Below are 19,442 nucleotides of genomic sequence, written 5' to 3'. Positions count from 1 at the left end.
ATTGCATTGAGTTACATTTTAAACATTGAAACAGCTACCAAAAACTGTTCTGTTGCATTAGCCAAAAATGGAGAAACAATCCTTTGCAAAGAGATTGCAGAGGAAGGTTATTCTCATGCGGAACGATTGCATGTTTTTATTGATGAAGTTTGTAAAGAATCAGGAATTAGCTTTCAAGACTTATCCGCTATTGCAGTTAGTCAAGGCCCGGGTTCTTACACTGGACTTCGTATCGGTGTGTCAGCCGCAAAGGGCTTGTGTTATGCGTTGAATATCCCATTGATTGCAGTTGATACCTTACAAGTCTTAGCATCAAAAGCTACTATTGCTGAAGGATTGATCATTCCAATGCTTGATGCTCGGAGAATGGAAGTATATAGTGCTATTTTTGATTTTAAGTTGGTAAAACAAAGAGAAGTTCAAGCGGAAGTCATCACAGAGAATTCCTTTGAATCAATTACTGGAACAGTCTATTTTGTTGGAGATTGCAGTGATAAATGCAAATCCGTTTTAACAAAATCTAATTTTAATTTTTTGGAAGAGGTAAAATATCCATCTGCAAATGAGATAAGTGCTTTAAGTTTTCAAAAATTTCAAAAAGAAGATTTCGAAGATGTAGCCTACTTTGAACCTTATTATTTAAAAGATTTCATGATAACTACTTCAAAACAAGCTGGCTAATTACCTCTTGAATAGATCTACTAGGTAATTGACATGTTTTATTTTGACAAACATAGTAGTTGTTTTCACCCGCTATAAATCGGTCTTTTAGAAAAGGCAAATTCGAAGTCTTTTCAGTTCCTGCTATAATGACATTTGGTAAATACAAAGCTGTAATAATTTTGTTTGATTCTTTGGCATTAGGTTCGCAAATAGCCAATTCTTTATTTTGTTCTGAAAAAGACAGTATCAAATCCAACCAATTGGAATAAGCCGATGGGTAGTCCATATTAGGCAAGAGTATGGAAAGCATTTTTTGGGTTACTTTATCATAATAAGAGTTGTCAAAATAAATACTAAGTTGGTATAAATTTTTTGCCATAACTGAATTAGAAGCAGGAATAACATTATCTTCTATTTCAAAATGAACACTAATTAATGCTTCATCTTTATCTGAGGTAAATCTAAAGAATGAATGTTGTTCATCATAAAAGTGTTCTAAAGTATAATCGGTTAGTTGCTTGGCGTCGTGAAGCCATTTTTCTTCAAAAGTAACTTCATATAATGCAATAAAAGCGGCAATCACAAAACAATAATCTTCTAAATAGCCATTAATGGTAGCTTTGTCATTTTTAAAATTGTGCCATAAGTTCCCATCATTTGACCAAAGTTTTTTGATTATAAAGTTTGCGTTTTCAAGCGCCTTAGTAAGGTATTCTTCGTTATTTAAAGCTTTGTAAGCGTCAACATAACCTTTTAACATAATAGCATTCCAAGACGTCAAACATTTATCATCTAGTCTTGGTTTAGCTCTTTTTTCTCTTTTTAAATAAAGAGTTTGCTCCCAAACTCTCTTCTTTAGTTCTAATTCGACCGTGGTAATTTGATTCAGTTTGGCAATAGATTCAAGGTTTTGGTTTTGAATTAGCACATAATTTCCATCTTCCCATAAGCCAAATGAATTGATATTAAATATCTGGCTGAAAAGATCAAAATCTTCGTGGAGAATTGACTTTAATTCTTCCATAGTCCAAACATAAAAAGCACCTTCTTCTAAATGCTTTTCTTTATTCAAACTATCTGCGTCAAGAGCAGAATAGAATCCTCCTTCAGAAGTTCTCCACTCCTTTGAAACAAATTGTAAGGTTTTTTCAATGACTTCCTTGTAAATCGGATTTTGGGTTAATTTATACGCTTCACTGTATAAAGAAATCAATTGTCCATTATCATATAGCATCTTTTCAAAATGCGGAACGTGCCATTTCATATCGACAGAATAGCGTGAAAATCCGCCATCAATGGTGTCGAAAATACCGCCAAAAGCCATTTTGGTTAATGTCAAATTTACAAATGATAATAACTCGGCATCTTGATTTTGATAGGCGTAACGAAGTAAGAATTGATAATTGTTTGGCATCATAAATTTTGGTGCTCGTGCCATTCCGCCAAATTCCAAATCAAAACTTTTTTTCCATTTAGAAATCAAATGGTCAAGTATTTCTTTCTGATTGGAATTTTCATTGTCTCCTTTTTGAATTATGGAAATAGCTTCAATTCCTTGATGTAATTTCTCGGCATAATCAATCATTTTTTCAGGAGCCGATAAGTACATTTTTTGCAATTGATCTAAAGTTTCTGTCCATTCTTCTTTTCTAAAATAAGTTCCGCCCCAAACCGGTCTTCCGTCAGGTAAGGCTACAATATTTAATGGCCAGCCGCCATGACCTGTCATAATTTGTACTGCTTTCATGTACACTGCATCAATGTCTGGACGTTCTTCCCGATCTACTTTTATGTTTACAAAATGAGCATTCATTACAGATGCAACAGCTTCGTTTTCAAAACTTTCTTGTTCCATTACGTGACACCAATGACAAGCGGAATATCCAATACTAATAATGATAAGTTGGTTTTTTTCTTTGGCTTCAGCCAAAGAAAGAGCATTCCAAGCTTTCCAATGCACTGGATTATTGGCGTGTTGTAAAAGATAAGGACTTGTTTCTAAGTGAAGTTCGTTCATTTTGAGTAGCTAAAAAAAGCGTCTCATAAAGAAACGCTTTTTAGTGTAATGTTTAAGCGTTTGCCGCTTCGACTATAATACTGTCATCGTTAAGCATACTTTTGAGCAAGCCTTCAATGCCGCTTTTTAATGTGAATGTAGAAGATGGACAACCGCTACAAGCACCTTGTAAAATGACTTTCACGATTTTATTTTCTTCGTCAAAAGATTCGAAAGCAATATTTCCCCCATCAGCAGCAACGGCTGGTTTTACATACTCTTCTAAAATATTGATAATTTTCTGAGAAGTAACATCTAAGTTGTCGAATTCTTCTGTCTTTTTTGTTTCTTCAACAAGTGTTTCTTGAATAAAATTTTCTTCTAAAACTGTTCCGCCATTTTCAATGAATTGTTTAATGAAACTGCGAATTTCTAGCGTAATTTCATCCCAATTATTGATGTCGTATTTGGTTACCGATATATAATTTTCATCAATAAAAATCTCTTTTACATATGGAAATTTGAATAATTCTTTAGCAAGAGGTGATGAACTTGTTTGGTCTATATTTTTGTACTCAACCGCTGTTTTAGTCAACATTCTACTCACCACAAATTTTAATGCTGACGGATTTGGAGTTGTTTCTCCATAAACAGTAATGGGTTGTTTCTTTGTTTTGTTATCCTCTTGTTTAACAATGACACCACCTTCATTCACGTGTTTTTCAATTTGTTCTGCAACAGCTTCTTTAACATCATCCCATTCTACAATGCTAAAGCGTTCAATAGCTATAAAATTCCCTGAAATGTAAACTGTTTTAACAAATGGAAGATAAAAGAGTTGTTGCGCTAAAGGAGAATTCCCCGCTTCATCGATATTTTTAAATTCAAAGTTTTCATTTTGCGTAATAAAATCTGGGAATTCAAATTTTAGTATAGTTGGATTCTGAGTCTCTTTTATAGTAACTTTCATAATGAGTTTTAATTTTTTGCAAATTTACTAAAGTTATTTTCTTTGAATAGTTATATTTGGTAATTAAATGCAGTACTAACATACAATTAACGTTAGTTTAAGTAATTTAATACCATTAGAATGTATAATAAATTGAAATTTTTAATTTTATTTTTATTTCTTTCATTTACATCTTTTTCACAGGATGGTATCCCTGTATATTCTGATTATTTAACTGATAATTATTATTTACTTCATCCATCAATGGCTGGAGCATCTAGTTGTGATAAATTAAGAATTACCGGGCGTAAACAATGGTTTGGTCAAGATGAAGCTCCTGAACTTCAAACTGCCAGTCTTAATATGCGGGTAACTGACAAATCAGGATTAGGTGTTATTATTTTTAATGACAAAAATGGATACCATTCCCAAAAAGGAGCTAAAGTAACCTATGCACATCATATTATGTTTTCCAGAGATGATATCGATTTGAATCAGCTTTCTTTTGGAATTAGTACGGGTATGGTTCAAAGACAATTAGACGAAACTAGTTTTACAGAATACGATCCATTAAATACAGGGGAGATACAAAGAAGTTCCAATTTTAATGTGGATGTAGGGGTTTCCTATAACTTTCTTAATTTTTATGTTCACGCAACAGTGCTGGGGGCAGTTGAATCTAAAAGAAAAATATACAGTGATTTTGAAAGCAGGAATATTAGGAGGTATATTTTCAGTACTGGCTATGCCTTTGGGGATAAACAAAAAATACTCTGGGAGCCGTCTATTTTGTTTCAAATGATTGATGCTACAAAAGAGAAATTAGTTGATTTTAATTTGAAAGTACATAAAGATTTACTTCAAGGAATTGGATCTTTATGGGGCGGACTATCGTATAGACGAAGTTTTGAAGGAGCACAATATTTAAACGGAACAGCTGTTTCAAGTCAAAAACTGCAATACATTACTCCTTTTTTTGGCGTAACTTACAAACAATTAATGATAGGATACACGTATTCAAGAGTTTCAGGGCCTATCTTATTTGATGAAGGGGCGTATCATCAAATTACTTTAGGTTTTAATTTTAATTGCAAACAAGAGTATTATATTGGAACCACTTTATAAATTTGTTTAATGTCTTTTTATGTTAGTTAAATCCGTTAATGGGAAATCACCCGTAATTCCTGAAGATTGTTATGTTGCTGAAAATGCAACCATTGTAGGTGATGTTAGTTTTGGACATTTGTGCAGCGTTTGGTTTAATGCCGTTATTAGGGGAGATGTTAATTTTATCTCTATTGGTAACAAAGTTAATATTCAAGATGGTGCAGTGGTGCATTGTACCTATCAAAAGCATCCAACAATTATTGGTAGTAACGTATCTATTGGGCATAATGCTATTGTTCACGGCTGTGTGATTAAAGACAATGTATTAATTGGTATGGGAGCTATCGTAATGGATAATTGTATTATTGAAAGTAATTCAATTGTTGCGGCAGGTGCTGTGATTACCCAAAATACTGTTGTAGAATCAGGGACGATTTGGGCGGGTGTTCCTGCTAAAAAAGTGAAAGATATTGATCAATCCGATTTTGCAGGCGAAATTGAAAGGATATCAAATAATTATGTAATGTATTCAGGTTGGTTTAAAGACGAATAATATTCGCTTAAAAGTCAATTTTTTCTATTCTATAGTTATCCATTAAAATAGCTGATAAGACTTTAGGATCTGTATTTGAATAAAAAATCGGATCGGGTAATTTTAAACTAGAAAACCCAACTTTTTCTTCTAAAACTTTTTGAGTTTGCCTAGCAACAGCCTGTCCTGAATCAATAATTTGGATATGTGCTGGAAGTATTTTTTTAATTTGAGGAATCAGATAAGGATAATGACTACATCCCAGTACCAAATAATCGATATTAGCCTCAATCATCGGTTGAAGATAGGAGTGAAGTAGTTGTTCCATTTCTGTAGAGTTGATTTGTCCACCTTCAATAAGTTGAACTAAACCATGTCCTACTTGTTCCACTATTTTGGTATCCTGATACATTTCTGTTGCCTTATGGAAAAGCTCACTATTTAGAGTGCCTTTGGTAGCTAATATTCCTATTGTTTGTGTCTTTGAGTTAGTTGCCGCGGGTTTAATTGCAGGTTCTATGCCAATGAAGGGAATAGTGTATTTGGCTCTTAATTCTTGAATAGCATTAGTTGTAGCAGTATTACAAGCTACTACGATTAGCTTGCAATCCCTATTTAAAAGGAATTCTGTGTTTTTGCAACTTAAGTCAATTATTTCTTGCTTTGATTTTTGACCATAAGGAGCATTTATACTATCAGCAAGATAGATAGTTTTTTCATTAGGTAGTAATTGATGTATTTCTTGCCAAATGGATGTCCCTCCAATGCCTGAGTCAAAAATACCGATAGGTTGGTTATTCTCCATAAAACAAAGTTACCTACTACAATTTAATTTTCCTATATATTTTATTAATGCATAAAAAAAACTGCTCCTTGTTGTAAGGAGCAGTTGAGATAAATAGTGTAAGGTTTGAATTAGAAACCTAAATCTTTTTTAACATCAGCAGTTAAGTTGGTACCATCTGCTAAAAGTAGAGAAGAACCATCTAAAACATATTGGAATCCTTTTGCTTTTCCAACTTTTTGGATAGAAGCTCTCACTTTTTCCATTAATGGTTTTACGATATCCGATTCTTTTTGTTGTAATTCTTTTTGAGCATTATCTCTATAGTCTACAATTCTTTTTTGCATATCTTGTACTTCTTTAGAGCGCTCTCCATTAACAGCTTCAGTTACAGTAGCCGCTTCTGCTTCGTATTTTTTTAACTTACCTTGGTATTCCTCAACCATTTTTTTGTATTCAGAATCGTAAGTAGCACTCAATTTTTCTAATTGTTTTTGAGCATCCAACATAGCAGGCATTTTAGCCATAATTTCGTTTACGTCTACGTGAGCAGTTTTAGTTTGTGCCGAAATTTGATTAGCTCCTAAGAATACTATTGCTGCGATTAATAAAGTCTTGATTTGTTTCATTTTCTAAAAGTGTTTAATAATTAATTTTTGTTTGTATTTGATTTTAATTTTTCTTCTGCTGCTTTTTTTGCTGCAGCTCTTTCTTCCATAATTTTATTTCTTTTTTCTTCTGCGGCTTTTTTATTTTCCTCTAAAAGTTTTTTACGATCCTCAATAGCTTTTTGTTTTGCATTCGCTTGTTTGAGTTTAGCTTCTTCAATTTTAATTTTGGTTGAGTCAACTTTACTTACATCAGTTGTAACTTTTTCAGAAACCGTGCCATTTTTTTTATTTTCACGATCTTCAATTGCCTTTTTTCTTTTTTCCTCTAACGCTTTTTTGTTATCCTCAATAACCTTCTTACGTTCATCAAGAAGAATTTGTTTTTCTTCTCCTTGTTTTTTTCTTGCTAATTCTGCCGCTTGCATCTTTTCTTTTGAAGCGTTGTCATTAGCAGCTTTTTCAGTACCTGTATTCGAAGAAGTACTACTATTCTTTTTTGCTATTTTTTCTTCAGCTAATTTTTTTCTTCGATCGTCAAACTCTTTTTTCTTTGCTTCTTGAAGTTGTTTTCGATCAGCAAGTATCTTTTCTCTTTCTTCTTTTCTGGCATCTAAAATCTTTTGTCTCTCTTTTAAAGTGTCATTTTCATCAAGAGCATCTTCTTTATTTTCTTTATCTTCTAAGTTTTTTTGCTGCTTTTTGGTTAACTGTTCCCGTTTTTCGGTTCGGTTAATTACACGTAACACCTGATCACTTATATCGAATTTCTTAGCAGCAAATAATATGGTTAAATCAGAAGATTTGTCAAAAATAAAATCAAATTGTTTGGCTTCAGCAATATCTTGTACCGTTGTAAAAACTTGATCTTGAACAGGCTTGGTTAAAATCAACTTTTGCTGCATTAAATCCCCATTGGCACCAAACCTTTTTTGTTGAAATTCTAAAACTTCTTTTTCAAGATAGTGTATTTCTGCTTCACGCTCCTCTATTAATTCTTTCGTTAAAAGGGCCTTTTCTGTTTTTAATTCATCAACAAGCTTTTGAATGCTATTCTTTTTTGTTTCTATTTCTTGTTTCCACTTAATTGCTTTCTCCTCTAATTGATTTTGTGCTTCTTTATAATTGGAAACATTTTGTAAAATATATTCCATATCTATATAACCAATTCTTGGACCTTTCACTTGTCCCGCTAGAGAAAAGAAAGCATTCAGGGTTAAAAATAGAAATAATATTTGTTTTCTCATAATCTTTTTAAAAAATCAAAACAGATAATTTAAATTAAAATTGTTGACCAATAATAAAGTGGGTTTCCCATCCATTTGGTGCGCTTTGTCCTGGCAATGCATCAAAACCTTTTGCAAAGTCAATACCAAGTAGACCAAAGGCAGGCATAAATACTCTTAATCCGACTCCTGCTGAACGGTTTAAAGCAAAAGGATTGTAATTTCTAAACGAATCATAAGAAGATCCTGCTTCTAAAAAGGCTAAGGCATAAATTGAAGCTGAAGCTTTCAATGTAATCGGATATCTCATTTCTAATGAAAATTTATTATAGATAGTTGCACCTAATTGTTCTCCATTACTATTAATTGGCGTAATTGAGTTGTTTGGATAACCTCTCAGCTGAATCGTTTCACGACCATCCATGGCAAACATTTGCATTCCATCTCCTCCAAGGAAAAAACGTTCAAATGGAATAGATCCTCTACTCTGATTATAAGCCCCTAAAAATCCAAATTCTGATAAACTTCTCATAACGAGTTTTCCAAATAGTTTAGTATACCAATCTGCTTTAAATTTAACTTTATAGTACTCTAACCAATTAAATTTTTGTTGATCTACTTTTGAAGGATCAGCTGCTCCATCTTGAAATCTTGCTACTCTATTTGGGAATGGATTTGTTGAGCTTGGTAAACTTTCTAAATAGTCTCCTTCATTAACTAAAATTCCATTAGGTCCTGTATAAGGTGATCCAGTATACTTAAATTTATATTCTTCTTGAGAACCAATAGTGGCATAGTTAACATTATCAAATAAAGAATAGGGAGGTGTAAATTTAGCAGAGAAACTAAATTCTGAACCATAAGTTGGAAAGATTGGATTTACCCCTTTGTTATTTCTAGTTATTCCTATTGTATAGGCTAAATTTCTAGAAGTTCCATCGCCAAAAGTAAATAGTCCAGTATTGTAATTGTTCAATTCATAGTGTTGGTAACTTACAGACTGTGATAGTACAAAAAAGTCATCAGGTACGGTTAACCTTTTTGCAATTCCAACAGAAAGTGTAAGAATGTTAAAGCTTTTTGTTCTGTCTACTTCAAAGGTTATAAAATTATTCAAGTATTGTTGGCTATACGAAATCGAAGAATTGAATTGAACTGGTTTTTTTCCACCAAACCAAGGCTCTGAAAAAGAAGCGCTATAAGTTCTAAAGAAAGTACTTGCTTGTAGTCTTAGCGATACCTTTTGTCCGTCTCCCATAGGAAGAGGTCGGTAAGCGGACTTATTAAACATATTCTTTGCTGAAAAGTTATTAAAGGACAAACCAAGTGTTCCAATGAATCCACCGCCTCCATAACCTCCTTGGAGTTCAATTTGACTAGCGCCTTTTTCGGCTAGATTGTATTCAATATCTACTGTTCCTGCTCCTGAATCAACATTTTTAAACTTAGGATCTATGGTTTCAGGATCAAAGAAACCAAGTTGACCTATTTCTCGAATTGTTCTAACAAGCTGTTCTTTACTGTATTTTTCACCTGGTTTAGTTCGTAATTCACGATAAATAACTTGATCATTTGTTTTGTCATTTCCAACAACTGTTATTTTATTAAAATAGGCAATAGGTCCTTCTGTTACTCTGATTTCAAAATCAATGGTATCATTAGCTGTTTTAACCTCTACAGCGTTAATACTAGAAAATAAGTAACCGTTATTTTGATATAAATTAGTTATATCTTCTCCGTCAGGTTTAGTTTTATCTGCAATTCTTTTTTCAAGTAACACCCCGTTATAAACATCTCCTTTTCTTAGTCCTAGCGCTTTGCTCAAGCCTTGGTCAGAATACACAGTATTTCCTAAAAACTTAATATCTCCAAAATAATAACGATTTCCTTCCTCTACTTTAATTCCAACAGCAAGTGCATTTTTTTCTTTGTTGTAAGAGACAGTATCAGAAATTATACGCGCATCTCTGAATCCTTTTTCTTTGTAGACATCAATAACTTTTTCTAAGTCTGTTTTGTACTTGTCTTTTATAAATTTAGAAGCTTTAAAAATTCGTGTAAACTTCTTTTGTTTAGTATCTTTCATGGCTTTTTTAAGCGCCTTGTCAGAGAGTTTAGAGTTTCCTATAAAGTCAATTTTATCAATTTTGACTTTAGTTCCTTTATCAATGGAAACTAACATATTGACCTGATTTACTGTCGAGGTATCTTGAACGGTGTTTACATTTACTTTAGTATTGAAAAAACCGTCTTTTTTGTATTTGTTTTCAATGTAGTTTTTAGTGGTTGTGATTAAGTTTTCGTTGACTACTTTGTTTTCCGTCAAGCCATTATCTTTGATAAGTCCTTCAATTTTGTTCTTTTTAACACCTACAATTCTAACTTTATTTAATTTTGGAAGTTCCTCTAAGTGTAAGTCTAAATAAATACTATCATTCTCTACTTTATTAACGTAAAAAGAGATTTCATTGAACAAGCCAAGTTTACCTAGCTTTTTGATTGCCGAACTAATTTCTTCACCAGGAACGCTAATTTCGCTCCCTTTTTCAAGTCCAGTAAAAGTAACTACTGTTTGAGTATTAAAAGTAATCTTACCAACAACATTGACATCAGCAAGAAAATATTTTTTGCCTTGATCAAATGGGACTCTTTCTTGCGCACTAGCTTGGAAAAAAAATCCAAATAATACTAGGCTAAGAACTAATTGTATGCTTTTATGTAACACTAAAAAATTATTTAATTTGTTCGCTTGTTTTTCCAAATCTTCTCTCTCTTTTTTGATAACTTAGTATCGCCTCGTATAAATCACTTTCTTTGAAATCGGGCCATAAAATATCTGTGAAATATAATTCAGCATAAGCAATTTGCCAAAGAAGAAAATTACTTATCCGATGTTCCCCACTTGTTCTGATTAACAAGTCTACATCTGGGAGGTTTTGTGTGTAAAGATGCTCATTTATAACTGAATCGTCTATTTTGTCAACTGAAATTATATTATTTTTAACTTTATCACTTATATTTTTCACTGCATTTACTAGTTCCTCTCTTGAGCCGTAACTTAATGCAAGTGTTAAAACTAATTTAGTGTTTCCAGCCGTTTTATTGATTACATCTTGTAATTCTTTCTGAGCTTTTACAGGTAATTTTTCAAGATTACCTATGGCATTTAATTTAATATTATTTTTTTCAAGTGTAGGTAATTCTTTAATTAATGAATTAACTAATACTTTCATTAAAGCTTCAACTTCAATTTTAGGTCTATTCCAATTTTCAGTAGAAAACGCGTAAAGTGTTAAATTTTCAATTCCAAGGTTAGAACAGGCTTCTATAATTTTTTTAACAGATTTTGTACCACTTTCATGGCCTAATGTTCTAAATAATCCATGTTTTTTAGCCCAACGACCATTCCCATCCATAATTATGGCGAGATGTTTTGGAAGATTATTTTTATCAATTAAATTAACTGTACTCATATTTATTCTGCGCAAAAACAGGGTTTTTGACCAAAGGTATAGGTTAAGGTTAAACCCGAAAACACATACCAATCATTGTTGTTTAAATTTCCGAAATTAGGCACTGAAATTGTTGTATTCTCACGAAAACTTCCATCAATTGCATCCGTTAACGCATAACGTGCGCCAATTTCAAAACCGACCACAAAATTAGAAGTTAAATTGGATTTTACACCTAAAATTATGGGTAATACTACACTTTTTTCATTTATATCCACATTAGGCTTCGATTTAGGTCTCAAAGTACCGTTATAAAAGCCCATGTTAATGCCTGTAAATACGTATGGAGTTAGCTTTCTTTCCAATGGATTATTGATGTCAAAATCGAAAAAGTTAAATTCAATTCCGCCACCTATTTCTTTAATTGTAGTATCAAATTCATAACCTCTTGCTTTTCTACTATTGTCATTAGAATTTGCATCTTTTGAAACTATATTGGACTGAGTGTAAGAAAATCTCCAAGAATGTCGCGGTGTTTTGTTCCATTTGTAAATGAACCCTATGGCAGGACTTTCAGGATGTATGTATGTGGTAGAGCCTACATCTCCAACAAAATTACTGCCGCCAACAAATAGTCCAACTTCATTAATTTGAGAATGACTATTAGAACCGTAAAGTAAAATTGTAAAAAGAAAAAGAAATTTATTCATTATTTTAAATTGCAGGCAAATATAATTAAATCAGAAACAAGTCATTTAAAGATATGATTTGTTATTCGTCTTAGCTAAAGTTCTTATTTTAAACGCTAAAAATGAAGGATTCGTATTGACTTAATTTTAATTTCTTTTGTCTTCTCCCCAAAGTAGTTTGTTGCGTAAGGTTTTCAGAAATGTTTCTTCCTGAATTTCTACCATATTGATTTGGAATGGCGTTTTCTTAATTATTAAAATAGATTCATTTGCAATGGTAGTGACTCTAGAATCTAATGAAACTAAATAATTTTCTTCACGACCCGAAACGCGTAATTTAACTTCGGTATCATCTGGGATAACAAGTGGTCTGGCATTTAAATTGTGAGGTGCTATTGGCGCAATTACTAAACTTTTTACATTGGGAGTTAAAATAGGTCCGCCGCAACTCATAGAATATCCTGTAGACCCTGTAGGTGTGGAGATAATTAATCCGTCCGCCCAATAGGAGTTTAAAAATTCTCCATCTAAATAGGTTTCTATAGTGATCATCGAGGTAGTATCTTTTCTACTCACCGTGATTTCATTCATTGCAAAATTGATTTCTTTAATGGCATCGTTTTCAGGAGAACAATCCAAACTTAGTAGCGTTCGTTTTGAAATACTGTATTTTTTATCCATTACAAATTGCAAAAAAGAATCAATATTGTCTTTTTGAACCGAAGCTAAAAAGCCTAAACGACCCGCATTTATTCCTAAAATAGGAATGCCTGAATTGCGAACTAAAGTAGCGGCTCTTAAAATGGTTCCGTCTCCACCAATACTTATTAGTAAGTCAAAACTACTATCCAATTCCGTATGCGATGAAAATGTTTGGTAGGTTTCGTGAATTAGGTTTTTCTCGTAAAGCATTTCTAAAAAAGCTGCTTCAATAATCAATTCAGTATTGTTCTTTTTGAAAAAAACAAAAATGTCTTTAATTATAGGTTCGGTGCTATTAAGATAATATTGTCCGTATATTGCTATTTTCATTTTTTGTAGTTCTAATGCAAAGTTATATATTCAAATATTTATCTAAATAATCCGAGCGCTCTTTTAGCGTATTAATGTAATTATCATCATTATGCTCCGAAATAATTTCATAATTGTAGCGTCTAAAGGTTTGAATAATATCATTCATAACTCCTAAAGTTACCTTAATTGTAATTTCAATTGTATCATTATCGGACTTGGATACAAATAACCCTAATAATTTACCATTATTACTTTCAACTATTTGAGAGACTTGGCTCATTGAATAATCAACTAGTGCTTTTTTTACAATGATAATACCTCCTGCTTCTTTAATAAATGGGGTTTCATTTAAAAAACGCATACTATCGGTAAGTTCGTAATAACCTAAGTAATGGTTGTTTTCATCCAAAACAGGAACAATGTCTGTATGATTTTTTCCGAAAACTTCTAGAACATCTAGCCAATTCATCGAAGAACGAACAAAAAATGGCTCCAATGTATATTTGTAATTGCTTATTTTTTTATCAGTATCAAATGTTTCTATGTCTTCAGCAACGATGCTTCCTAAGTAAATTCCGTCTTCTAAAACAGGGAAATGAGAAAAAGATACATCCATAAAAAAATCTTGGGCAGCTAGAATAGTTTCTTCGCTGTCCATAGCCCTGAAGTCGTTATTGATGTAATCTGTAATTGTTGTCATAAAGTCAATACTCAATAGTTAACGCAAAATAATCAAAAAAAGGCAAAATCACCTACATTTAACTTTGTATTTTTGTATCCGAAAAATAGTTTTTCTAAAATCAATTCAATTATTATGACAAAGTTAAGTGTAAATATCAATAAAATAGCAACTTTACGAAATGCCCGAGGCGGAAATGTACCGGATCTATTAAAAGTTGCAACTGATATTCAAAAATTTGGCGCGCAAGGCATCACGATTCATCCTCGTCCAGACGAGCGTCACATCCGTTATCAAGATGCACGCGATTTGAAGTCTATCGTTTACACAGAATACAATATAGAGGGCAATCCGCAACATAATTTCATTGATTTGGTTTTAGAATGCCAACCAGAACAAGTGACTTTAGTTCCAGATGCCATCGGAGCAATTACGTCTTCGGCAGGTTGGGATACGGTAAAAAATCAAGCCTACCTGACCGAGATGATTCAAGAATTTCAACGCAACGGAATTCGAACTTCTATTTTTGTGGATCCTGTTCTCGAAATGATTGAAGGAGCAAAAAAAACAGGTACTGACCGAATCGAGTTGTACACAGAGGCCTTTGCACATCAATATGGTTTAGGCAACGAAAAAGGAATTGAACCTTATGTAAAGGCTGCAGTTTTGGCTAATGAAATGGGATTAGGAATTAATGCTGGACACGATTTGAGCTTGGGTAATATTCAATTTTTCAAACAAAATATTCCAGGTTTATTAGAAGTTTCCATTGGTCACGCATTGATTTCCGAAGCCTTATATTTAGGCTTGGACAATGTGGTTAATATGTATTTGAACAAACTGAAATAATCTTCGTTACCTAGATTTGTAACACAAATATGCGCTAAGATTTCACAGAGAAACTCAAAGTTTTAGTTTTAGAATCCTTAGTGCAACTTTGAGATTACTTTGTGAATCTTTGTGGAATAATTATTAAAATATCAAAAATGTTATATTCAAAAATAGAAGGTTCAGGCAAGCCACTTTTAATTCTTCACGGATTTTTAGGAATGTCTGACAATTGGAAAACGTTAGGAGTGCAATTTGCCTCTGAAGGGTTTGAAGTCCATATTTTGGATTTGCGCAACCACGGACGTAGTTTTCAGTCCGAAGAATTCAGTTATGAGTTAATGGTGCAAGATATTGTGCAGTATTCTGAAGAACATCAGTTGGAGAAAATTAATGTAATTGGTCATTCAATGGGCGGAAAAACAGCGATGCTCCTAGCAACGCGTTACCCGGAATTGGTCGATAAATTAATTGTTGCCGATATTGGTCCTAAATATTATGCGCCACACCATCAGGATATTTTAGCGGGTTTGAACGCTGTTGATTTTTCTCAGAAACCAAGTCGTAATGAAGTAGAAGCTACACTTTCGAACTATATTCCTGATTTTGGGACTCGCCAATTTTTGCTTAAAAATTTATATTGGCAGGAGCCAGGGCAGTTGGCGTTCCGATTTAATTTAGCTGTTTTCAATAAAAAAATCACCGAAATTGGAGTTTCTTTGCCCTCGGATTTAGTTTTTGAAAAGCCAACACTTTTTATTCGTGGAGGTAATTCGAATTATATTTTGGATGAAGATATTGAAGCTATTAAAGTTCAATTTCCAAAGGCTAGTTTTGAAACTATTCCAAACGCAGGTCATTGGCTTCATGCCGAAAATCCTGCCTTGTTTTATCAATTGAGTTTGTCGTATTTAAATTAATATATAGTTATGAAGTTATTTATTAGAATATTGGTGACTGCCATTTTAGTGATGGTTTTGTCTTATTTTATGAAAGGTGTTCGCGTAGATGGTGTGTTAACTGCACTAACGGTTGCAATCGTTTTGGGATTGTTGAATGCTTTTATTAAACCTGTTTTGGTGTTTTTTACACTGCCCTTTACGATTTTTACGTTGGGTTTATTTTTAATTGTGATTAATGGAATATTGATTTTGGTGTGTACTAAGATTGTAGGTGGATTTCATGTAGATTCGTTCTGGACAGCTACCTTATTTAGTATCATTTTGTCCCTTTCTCAATCTATTATGTATAAAATTACAGGAGGTTCCAAATAATATGGAATACTAGGCTAGTTTTAGCCTAATGTATTGCTTAAATTAAAACTTGTTTGGGTTGTAAAATTTTTATAATTTTGCAACCCAATTTTATTATGTAAATTAAAGAACAAGATGGATATCAAAAGAGTAGCTATAGATGCTGTAAATGAAACGATTGTCATGACTGTGGTTCATATGGATTACAAAGGTCAAGTAGCAAAAAGAATCAATGAAAAAATGCCTTTGGCTACCGTAAAAGGATTTAGAAAAGGACAAGTGCCTAAAGATCTTGTAGAAAAACAATACGGAAAAGCCATTAAAAAAGAAGAGGTTAAAAAAGTAGTTGATTTGGCTTTAGAGCGTTTCATTCAGTCTGAAAGATTGAACCTTTTAGGTACTCCATTAGCTAAAGAAAATGAAGAGTTGGATTGGGATGCTGAAGAATTGGTATTCGAATACGAAATTGGTTTAGTGCCTAATTTCGAATTGGACTTAGAAGCAAAAAACAATATCATCAAGTATGTCGTTAAAGCTGATGACAAATTAATTGACGGTCAAGTAGCTCGTATCCAAAAACAATTTGGTAAAGCGATTCCTCAAGAAGTTGTTGCTGAAGGTTGTGATGTAACAGGAACTTTTTCGAATGAAGAAAAAGGAATCAACAATAAAACCGTTTTGGCTTTAGATGTTTTTAAAGATAAAAAGACAGCTAAAAAATTCATCGGGAAAAAAGTAGGTGATGTAGTTACTGTAAACACAAAAGGTTTATTTGAAGACGATCACCAATTAATGGACTACCTAAAAGTAGGACACGATGAGGTGCATTCTTTAGCAGTAGACATTGACTTTACTATTGAGTCAATCAACTCAACTGAATTGGCTGAATTGAACCAAGAATTGTTTGATAAATTATTCGGAGAAGGAAGCGTAGCTACTTTGGATGAATTGAAAGCAAAAATCAAAGAAGATGCTGAAAGCCAATTCGCGCAACAAGCAGATCAAAAATTATTAGGTGATGTAACAGAGTTTTTAATTGAAAACACCAAATTCGATTTGCCAGCTGAATTCTTGAAAAAATGGTTGCAAACTGTTGGAGAGAAAAAATTAAATGCAGAAGAAGCGGAAGCAGAATATATTCGTTCTGAAAAAGGATTGCGTTTCCAATTGATCGAAGGTAGAGCTTTGGCTCAAAGTAATATTCAAATTACTTTCGAAGATTTAAAATCATTTACTTCTAATGCCATTAGACAACAAATGGCTCAATTCGGACAAACAAATCCAACTGATGAAGAAGTTCAAGGAATTGTAGCTAGAGTTTTATCGAACCAAGAAGAAGTAAAACGTTTATCTGATCAAGTTGTGGCAGCTAAATTATTGGAAGTATTCAAAGAAAAAGCAAACCCAACTACAAAAGAAGTAACTTACGAAGAATTTATTGCTGCGTCATACGGAGAATAATTTCTAAAAAATTGAGTATATTTGAGCGTCAATTGAATTTTCTTTTGACGCTCTTTATTTTGTTTAAAGCTGAGGTTCTAGTTGAGCAACTTTAAACTTTTAAACTTTTTAAACTTAAAAAAATGAACTACGGTAAAGAATTTAGAAAATTTGCTACAAAGCACCAAGGAGTAAACGCCATGTATTACGATAAAATCGTAGGGGCAATGACGCCAAAAAATATGACTCCCTATATTATTGAAGAACGTCAATTGAATATTTCTCAATTGGATGTATTTTCAAGATTAATGATGGATAGAATCATCTTTTTAGGAACAGGAATTGATGATCAAATTGCCAATATTGTACAAGCACAATTGTTATTCTTAGAAAGTGCTGATGCTTCTAAAGACATTCAGATTTATTTGAATTCTCCAGGTGGTAGTGTATATGCTGGACTAGGAATTTATGACACTATGCAATACATCAAACCTGATGTAGCCACGATTTGTACAGGAATGGCTGCTTCTATGGGAGCTGTTTTGTTATGTGCAGGAGCGCCAGGAAAACGTTCAGCATTACCCCACTCAAGAGTAATGATCCACCAACCTTCAGGAGGCGCTCAGGGTGTTGCGACTGATATGGAAATCAACTTGCGCGAAATGTTGAAATTGAAAGACGAATTGTATAATATTATTTCACACCATTCAGGACAAACTTTTGATAAAGTACATGCGGATAGCGAACGCGACTATTGGATGATTGCTCAAGAAGCAAAAGAGTACGGAATGATTGATGAAGTTTTAGTAAGAGGATAAATTAAAGTTTGAAGTTAGGGGATAGAGTTACGAAGAGTAATTCTAACTTCTAATGTCTAACTTCTAAGCTAACAAAATGGCAAAACAAGTATTAGAATGTTCTTTTTGTGGTAGAAAAAAGCCAGAAACCAATTTATTGATTGCAGGTATTGATGCACATATTTGTGATAAGTGTATTGAACAGGCGAACGGAATTGTTTTAGAAGAATTAAAATCGGGTGGAAGCTCAAAACTGGTTGGAGATTTAATTCTTAAAAAGCCAAAAGAAATCAGGGCTTTTCTAGATCAGTATGTTATTGGTCAAGACCAAACCAAAAAAGTAATGACGGTTGCGGTTTACAATCACTACAAACGTTTGATGCAACAGCAATTAGACGATGAGGTAGAGATTGAAAAAAGTAATATCATCATGGTAGGTCAAACTGGAACAGGAAAAACATTGGTAGCAAAAACTATCGCTAAAATGTTAGATGTTCCTTTGGCAATTGTGGATGCCACAGTACTTACGGAAGCAGGTTATGTGGGAGAAGATGTTGAAAGTATTTTAACGCGCTTACTTCAAGCAGCGGATTATGATGTGGCTAAAGCTGAAAGAGGGATTGTATTTATTGATGAGATTGATAAAATTGCTCGTAAAAGCGATAATCCATCTATCACTCGTGATGTTTCAGGAGAAGGAGTACAACAAGCCTTGTTAAAACTGTTAGAAGGAACGGTTGTTAATGTGCCACCAAAAGGAGGTCGTAAACATCCGGATCAAAAATTTGTTGAGGTGAATACCCAAAATATTCTGTTTATTGCAGGAGGTGCTTTTGATGGTGTAGAACGTATCATTTCGAAACGTTTGAATCGTCAAGCAGTAGGGTACAGTACTTCAAAAAATGTGGACAATATTGACAAAGACAATTTGTTGCAATACATTATTCCAAAAGATATTAAAGATTTTGGGTTGATTCCAGAGATTATTGGTCGTTTACCTGTATTAACGCATATGGATCCATTGGATAAAGAAACTTTACGCGCTATTTTAACACAGCCTAAAAATGCGTTAATTAAGCAATATGCTAAATTATTTTTGATGGATGAGGTGGAATTCACTATCACAGACGATGCTTTAGACTTTATCGTTGAAAAGGCTTTGGAATACAAATTAGGCGCTCGTGGATTGCGTTCGTTATGCGAGGCCATTTTAACCGATGCTATGTATGAACTACCAAGCTCTGAGGATAAAAAACTAGCGATTGATGTTGATTATGCTAAAGAAACCTTGAATAAAAATTTATTAAAGCGTCTGGAAATAGCTTCATAAATTATTCATTTTTTAAATAACAATAACCTGCTACTGTATTGAAGCAGGTTTTTTTATGCCGAGTTGTGCCCTCTTGTTAGCTTATAAAAAAACAA

Annotated in this window: 19 protein-coding genes; 9 read left to right on the top strand and 10 right to left on the bottom strand. The window is 33.1% G+C overall.

Annotation, left to right across the window (positions count from 1 at the left end; all coding sequences use genetic code 11):
- Positions 1 to 6: 6 nt before the first annotated feature.
- Positions 7 to 681: a tRNA (adenosine(37)-N6)-threonylcarbamoyltransferase complex dimerization subunit type 1 TsaB gene (tsaB, locus tag LPC23_RS01000; RefSeq protein WP_229330372.1), complete on the top strand. Its 675-nt coding sequence runs from the start codon at positions 7 to 9 to the stop codon at positions 679 to 681.
- Here the strand turns inward: tsaB and LPC23_RS00995 are convergent.
- Together LPC23_RS00995 and LPC23_RS00990 are read right to left on the bottom strand one after the other, a co-directional pair.
- Positions 659 to 2,680, bottom strand: a complete 2,022-nt coding sequence (locus LPC23_RS00995) for a thioredoxin domain-containing protein (protein ID WP_229330370.1) — start codon at positions 2,678 to 2,680, stop codon at positions 659 to 661. The two genes, tsaB and LPC23_RS00995, sit on opposite strands and share 23 nt — an antisense overlap.
- Positions 2,681 to 2,732: 52 nt before the next feature.
- Positions 2,733 to 3,632, bottom strand: coding sequence for a NifU family protein (locus LPC23_RS00990; RefSeq protein ID WP_229331603.1), 900 nt, complete (start codon positions 3,630 to 3,632; stop codon positions 2,733 to 2,735).
- Positions 3,633 to 3,749: 117 nt separating this feature from the next.
- Here LPC23_RS00990 and LPC23_RS00985 point away from each other — a divergent pair, with 117 nt between their 5' ends.
- Complete coding sequence (locus tag LPC23_RS00985) at positions 3,750 to 4,733, top strand: PorP/SprF family type IX secretion system membrane protein (RefSeq protein WP_229330368.1); 984 nt, start codon at positions 3,750 to 3,752, stop codon at positions 4,731 to 4,733.
- Positions 4,734 to 4,752: 19 nt separating this feature from the next.
- Positions 4,753 to 5,268, top strand: a complete 516-nt coding sequence (locus tag LPC23_RS00980) for a gamma carbonic anhydrase family protein (protein ID WP_229330366.1) — start codon at positions 4,753 to 4,755, stop codon at positions 5,266 to 5,268.
- Positions 5,269 to 5,275: 7 nt separating this feature from the next.
- On the opposite strand, the gene murI is transcribed toward LPC23_RS00980, so the two are convergent.
- The 8 genes from murI to LPC23_RS00940 all read right to left on the bottom strand — a co-directional run bounded on the left by murI (position 5,276) and on the right by LPC23_RS00940 (position 13,720).
- Positions 5,276 to 6,052 (bottom strand): glutamate racemase, encoded by a 777-nt coding sequence (gene murI, locus LPC23_RS00975; RefSeq protein ID WP_229330364.1) that lies wholly within the window; start codon positions 6,050 to 6,052, stop codon positions 5,276 to 5,278.
- Between the two features lie 110 nt (positions 6,053 to 6,162).
- The gene (locus LPC23_RS00970; RefSeq protein ID WP_229330362.1) at positions 6,163 to 6,660 is read right to left on the bottom strand and encodes an OmpH/Skp family outer membrane protein; all 498 of its coding nucleotides are present in this window, start codon (positions 6,658 to 6,660) and stop codon (positions 6,163 to 6,165) included.
- Between the two features lie 20 nt (positions 6,661 to 6,680).
- Positions 6,681 to 7,886, bottom strand: a complete 1,206-nt coding sequence (locus tag LPC23_RS00965) for an OmpH/Skp family outer membrane protein (protein ID WP_338032145.1) — start codon at positions 7,884 to 7,886, stop codon at positions 6,681 to 6,683.
- 34 nt (positions 7,887 to 7,920) lie between these two features.
- Positions 7,921 to 10,590: a BamA/OMP85 family outer membrane protein gene (locus LPC23_RS00960; protein ID WP_229330360.1), complete on the bottom strand. Its 2,670-nt coding sequence runs from the start codon at positions 10,588 to 10,590 to the stop codon at positions 7,921 to 7,923.
- Positions 10,591 to 10,597: 7 nt separating this feature from the next.
- On the bottom strand, positions 10,598 to 11,338 hold the full coding sequence (locus LPC23_RS00955; protein ID WP_229330358.1) for an isoprenyl transferase: 741 nt from the start codon (positions 11,336 to 11,338) through the stop codon (positions 10,598 to 10,600).
- A 2-nt stretch (positions 11,339 to 11,340) separates the two neighbouring features.
- Positions 11,341 to 12,027: a type IX secretion system protein PorG gene (gene porG / locus LPC23_RS00950; RefSeq protein ID WP_229330357.1), complete on the bottom strand. Its 687-nt coding sequence runs from the start codon at positions 12,025 to 12,027 to the stop codon at positions 11,341 to 11,343.
- Between the two features lie 126 nt (positions 12,028 to 12,153).
- A complete protein-coding gene (locus LPC23_RS00945; RefSeq protein WP_229330355.1) occupies positions 12,154 to 13,038 on the bottom strand; it encodes an NAD kinase in 885 nt (294 codons plus the stop codon).
- A 22-nt stretch (positions 13,039 to 13,060) separates the two neighbouring features.
- The gene (locus LPC23_RS00940) at positions 13,061 to 13,720 is read right to left on the bottom strand and encodes a CBS domain-containing protein (RefSeq protein ID WP_229325634.1); all 660 of its coding nucleotides are present in this window, start codon (positions 13,718 to 13,720) and stop codon (positions 13,061 to 13,063) included.
- A gap of 114 nt (positions 13,721 to 13,834) precedes the next feature.
- Between LPC23_RS00940 and LPC23_RS00935 the strand changes: the two genes are divergently transcribed.
- The 6 genes from LPC23_RS00935 (at position 13,835) to clpX (ending at position 19,347) form a co-directional block, all read left to right on the top strand.
- On the top strand, positions 13,835 to 14,548 hold the full coding sequence (locus LPC23_RS00935) for a pyridoxine 5'-phosphate synthase (RefSeq protein WP_229330353.1): 714 nt from the start codon (positions 13,835 to 13,837) through the stop codon (positions 14,546 to 14,548).
- 137 nt (positions 14,549 to 14,685) lie between these two features.
- Positions 14,686 to 15,447, top strand: a complete 762-nt coding sequence (locus LPC23_RS00930; RefSeq protein WP_229330351.1) for an alpha/beta fold hydrolase — start codon at positions 14,686 to 14,688, stop codon at positions 15,445 to 15,447.
- Positions 15,448 to 15,456: 9 nt separating this feature from the next.
- On the top strand, positions 15,457 to 15,801 hold the full coding sequence (locus LPC23_RS00925; RefSeq protein WP_229325628.1) for a phage holin family protein: 345 nt from the start codon (positions 15,457 to 15,459) through the stop codon (positions 15,799 to 15,801).
- 114 nt (positions 15,802 to 15,915) lie between these two features.
- Positions 15,916 to 17,241, top strand: coding sequence for a trigger factor (locus tag LPC23_RS00920; protein ID WP_229330349.1), 1,326 nt, complete (start codon positions 15,916 to 15,918; stop codon positions 17,239 to 17,241).
- A 122-nt stretch (positions 17,242 to 17,363) separates the two neighbouring features.
- Complete coding sequence (gene clpP, locus LPC23_RS00915) at positions 17,364 to 18,038, top strand: ATP-dependent Clp endopeptidase proteolytic subunit ClpP (protein WP_229330347.1); 675 nt, start codon at positions 17,364 to 17,366, stop codon at positions 18,036 to 18,038.
- A 76-nt stretch (positions 18,039 to 18,114) separates the two neighbouring features.
- The gene (clpX, locus tag LPC23_RS00910) at positions 18,115 to 19,347 is read left to right on the top strand and encodes an ATP-dependent Clp protease ATP-binding subunit ClpX (protein ID WP_229330345.1); all 1,233 of its coding nucleotides are present in this window, start codon (positions 18,115 to 18,117) and stop codon (positions 19,345 to 19,347) included.
- Positions 19,348 to 19,442 lie beyond the last annotated feature (95 nt).

Origin of the sequence: Flavobacterium ammonificans (assembly GCF_020885975.1) — a bacterium.
Taxonomy (GTDB): domain Bacteria; phylum Bacteroidota; class Bacteroidia; order Flavobacteriales; family Flavobacteriaceae; genus Flavobacterium; species Flavobacterium ammonificans.
This window is presented reverse-complemented; position numbering and strand designations above follow the sequence as displayed.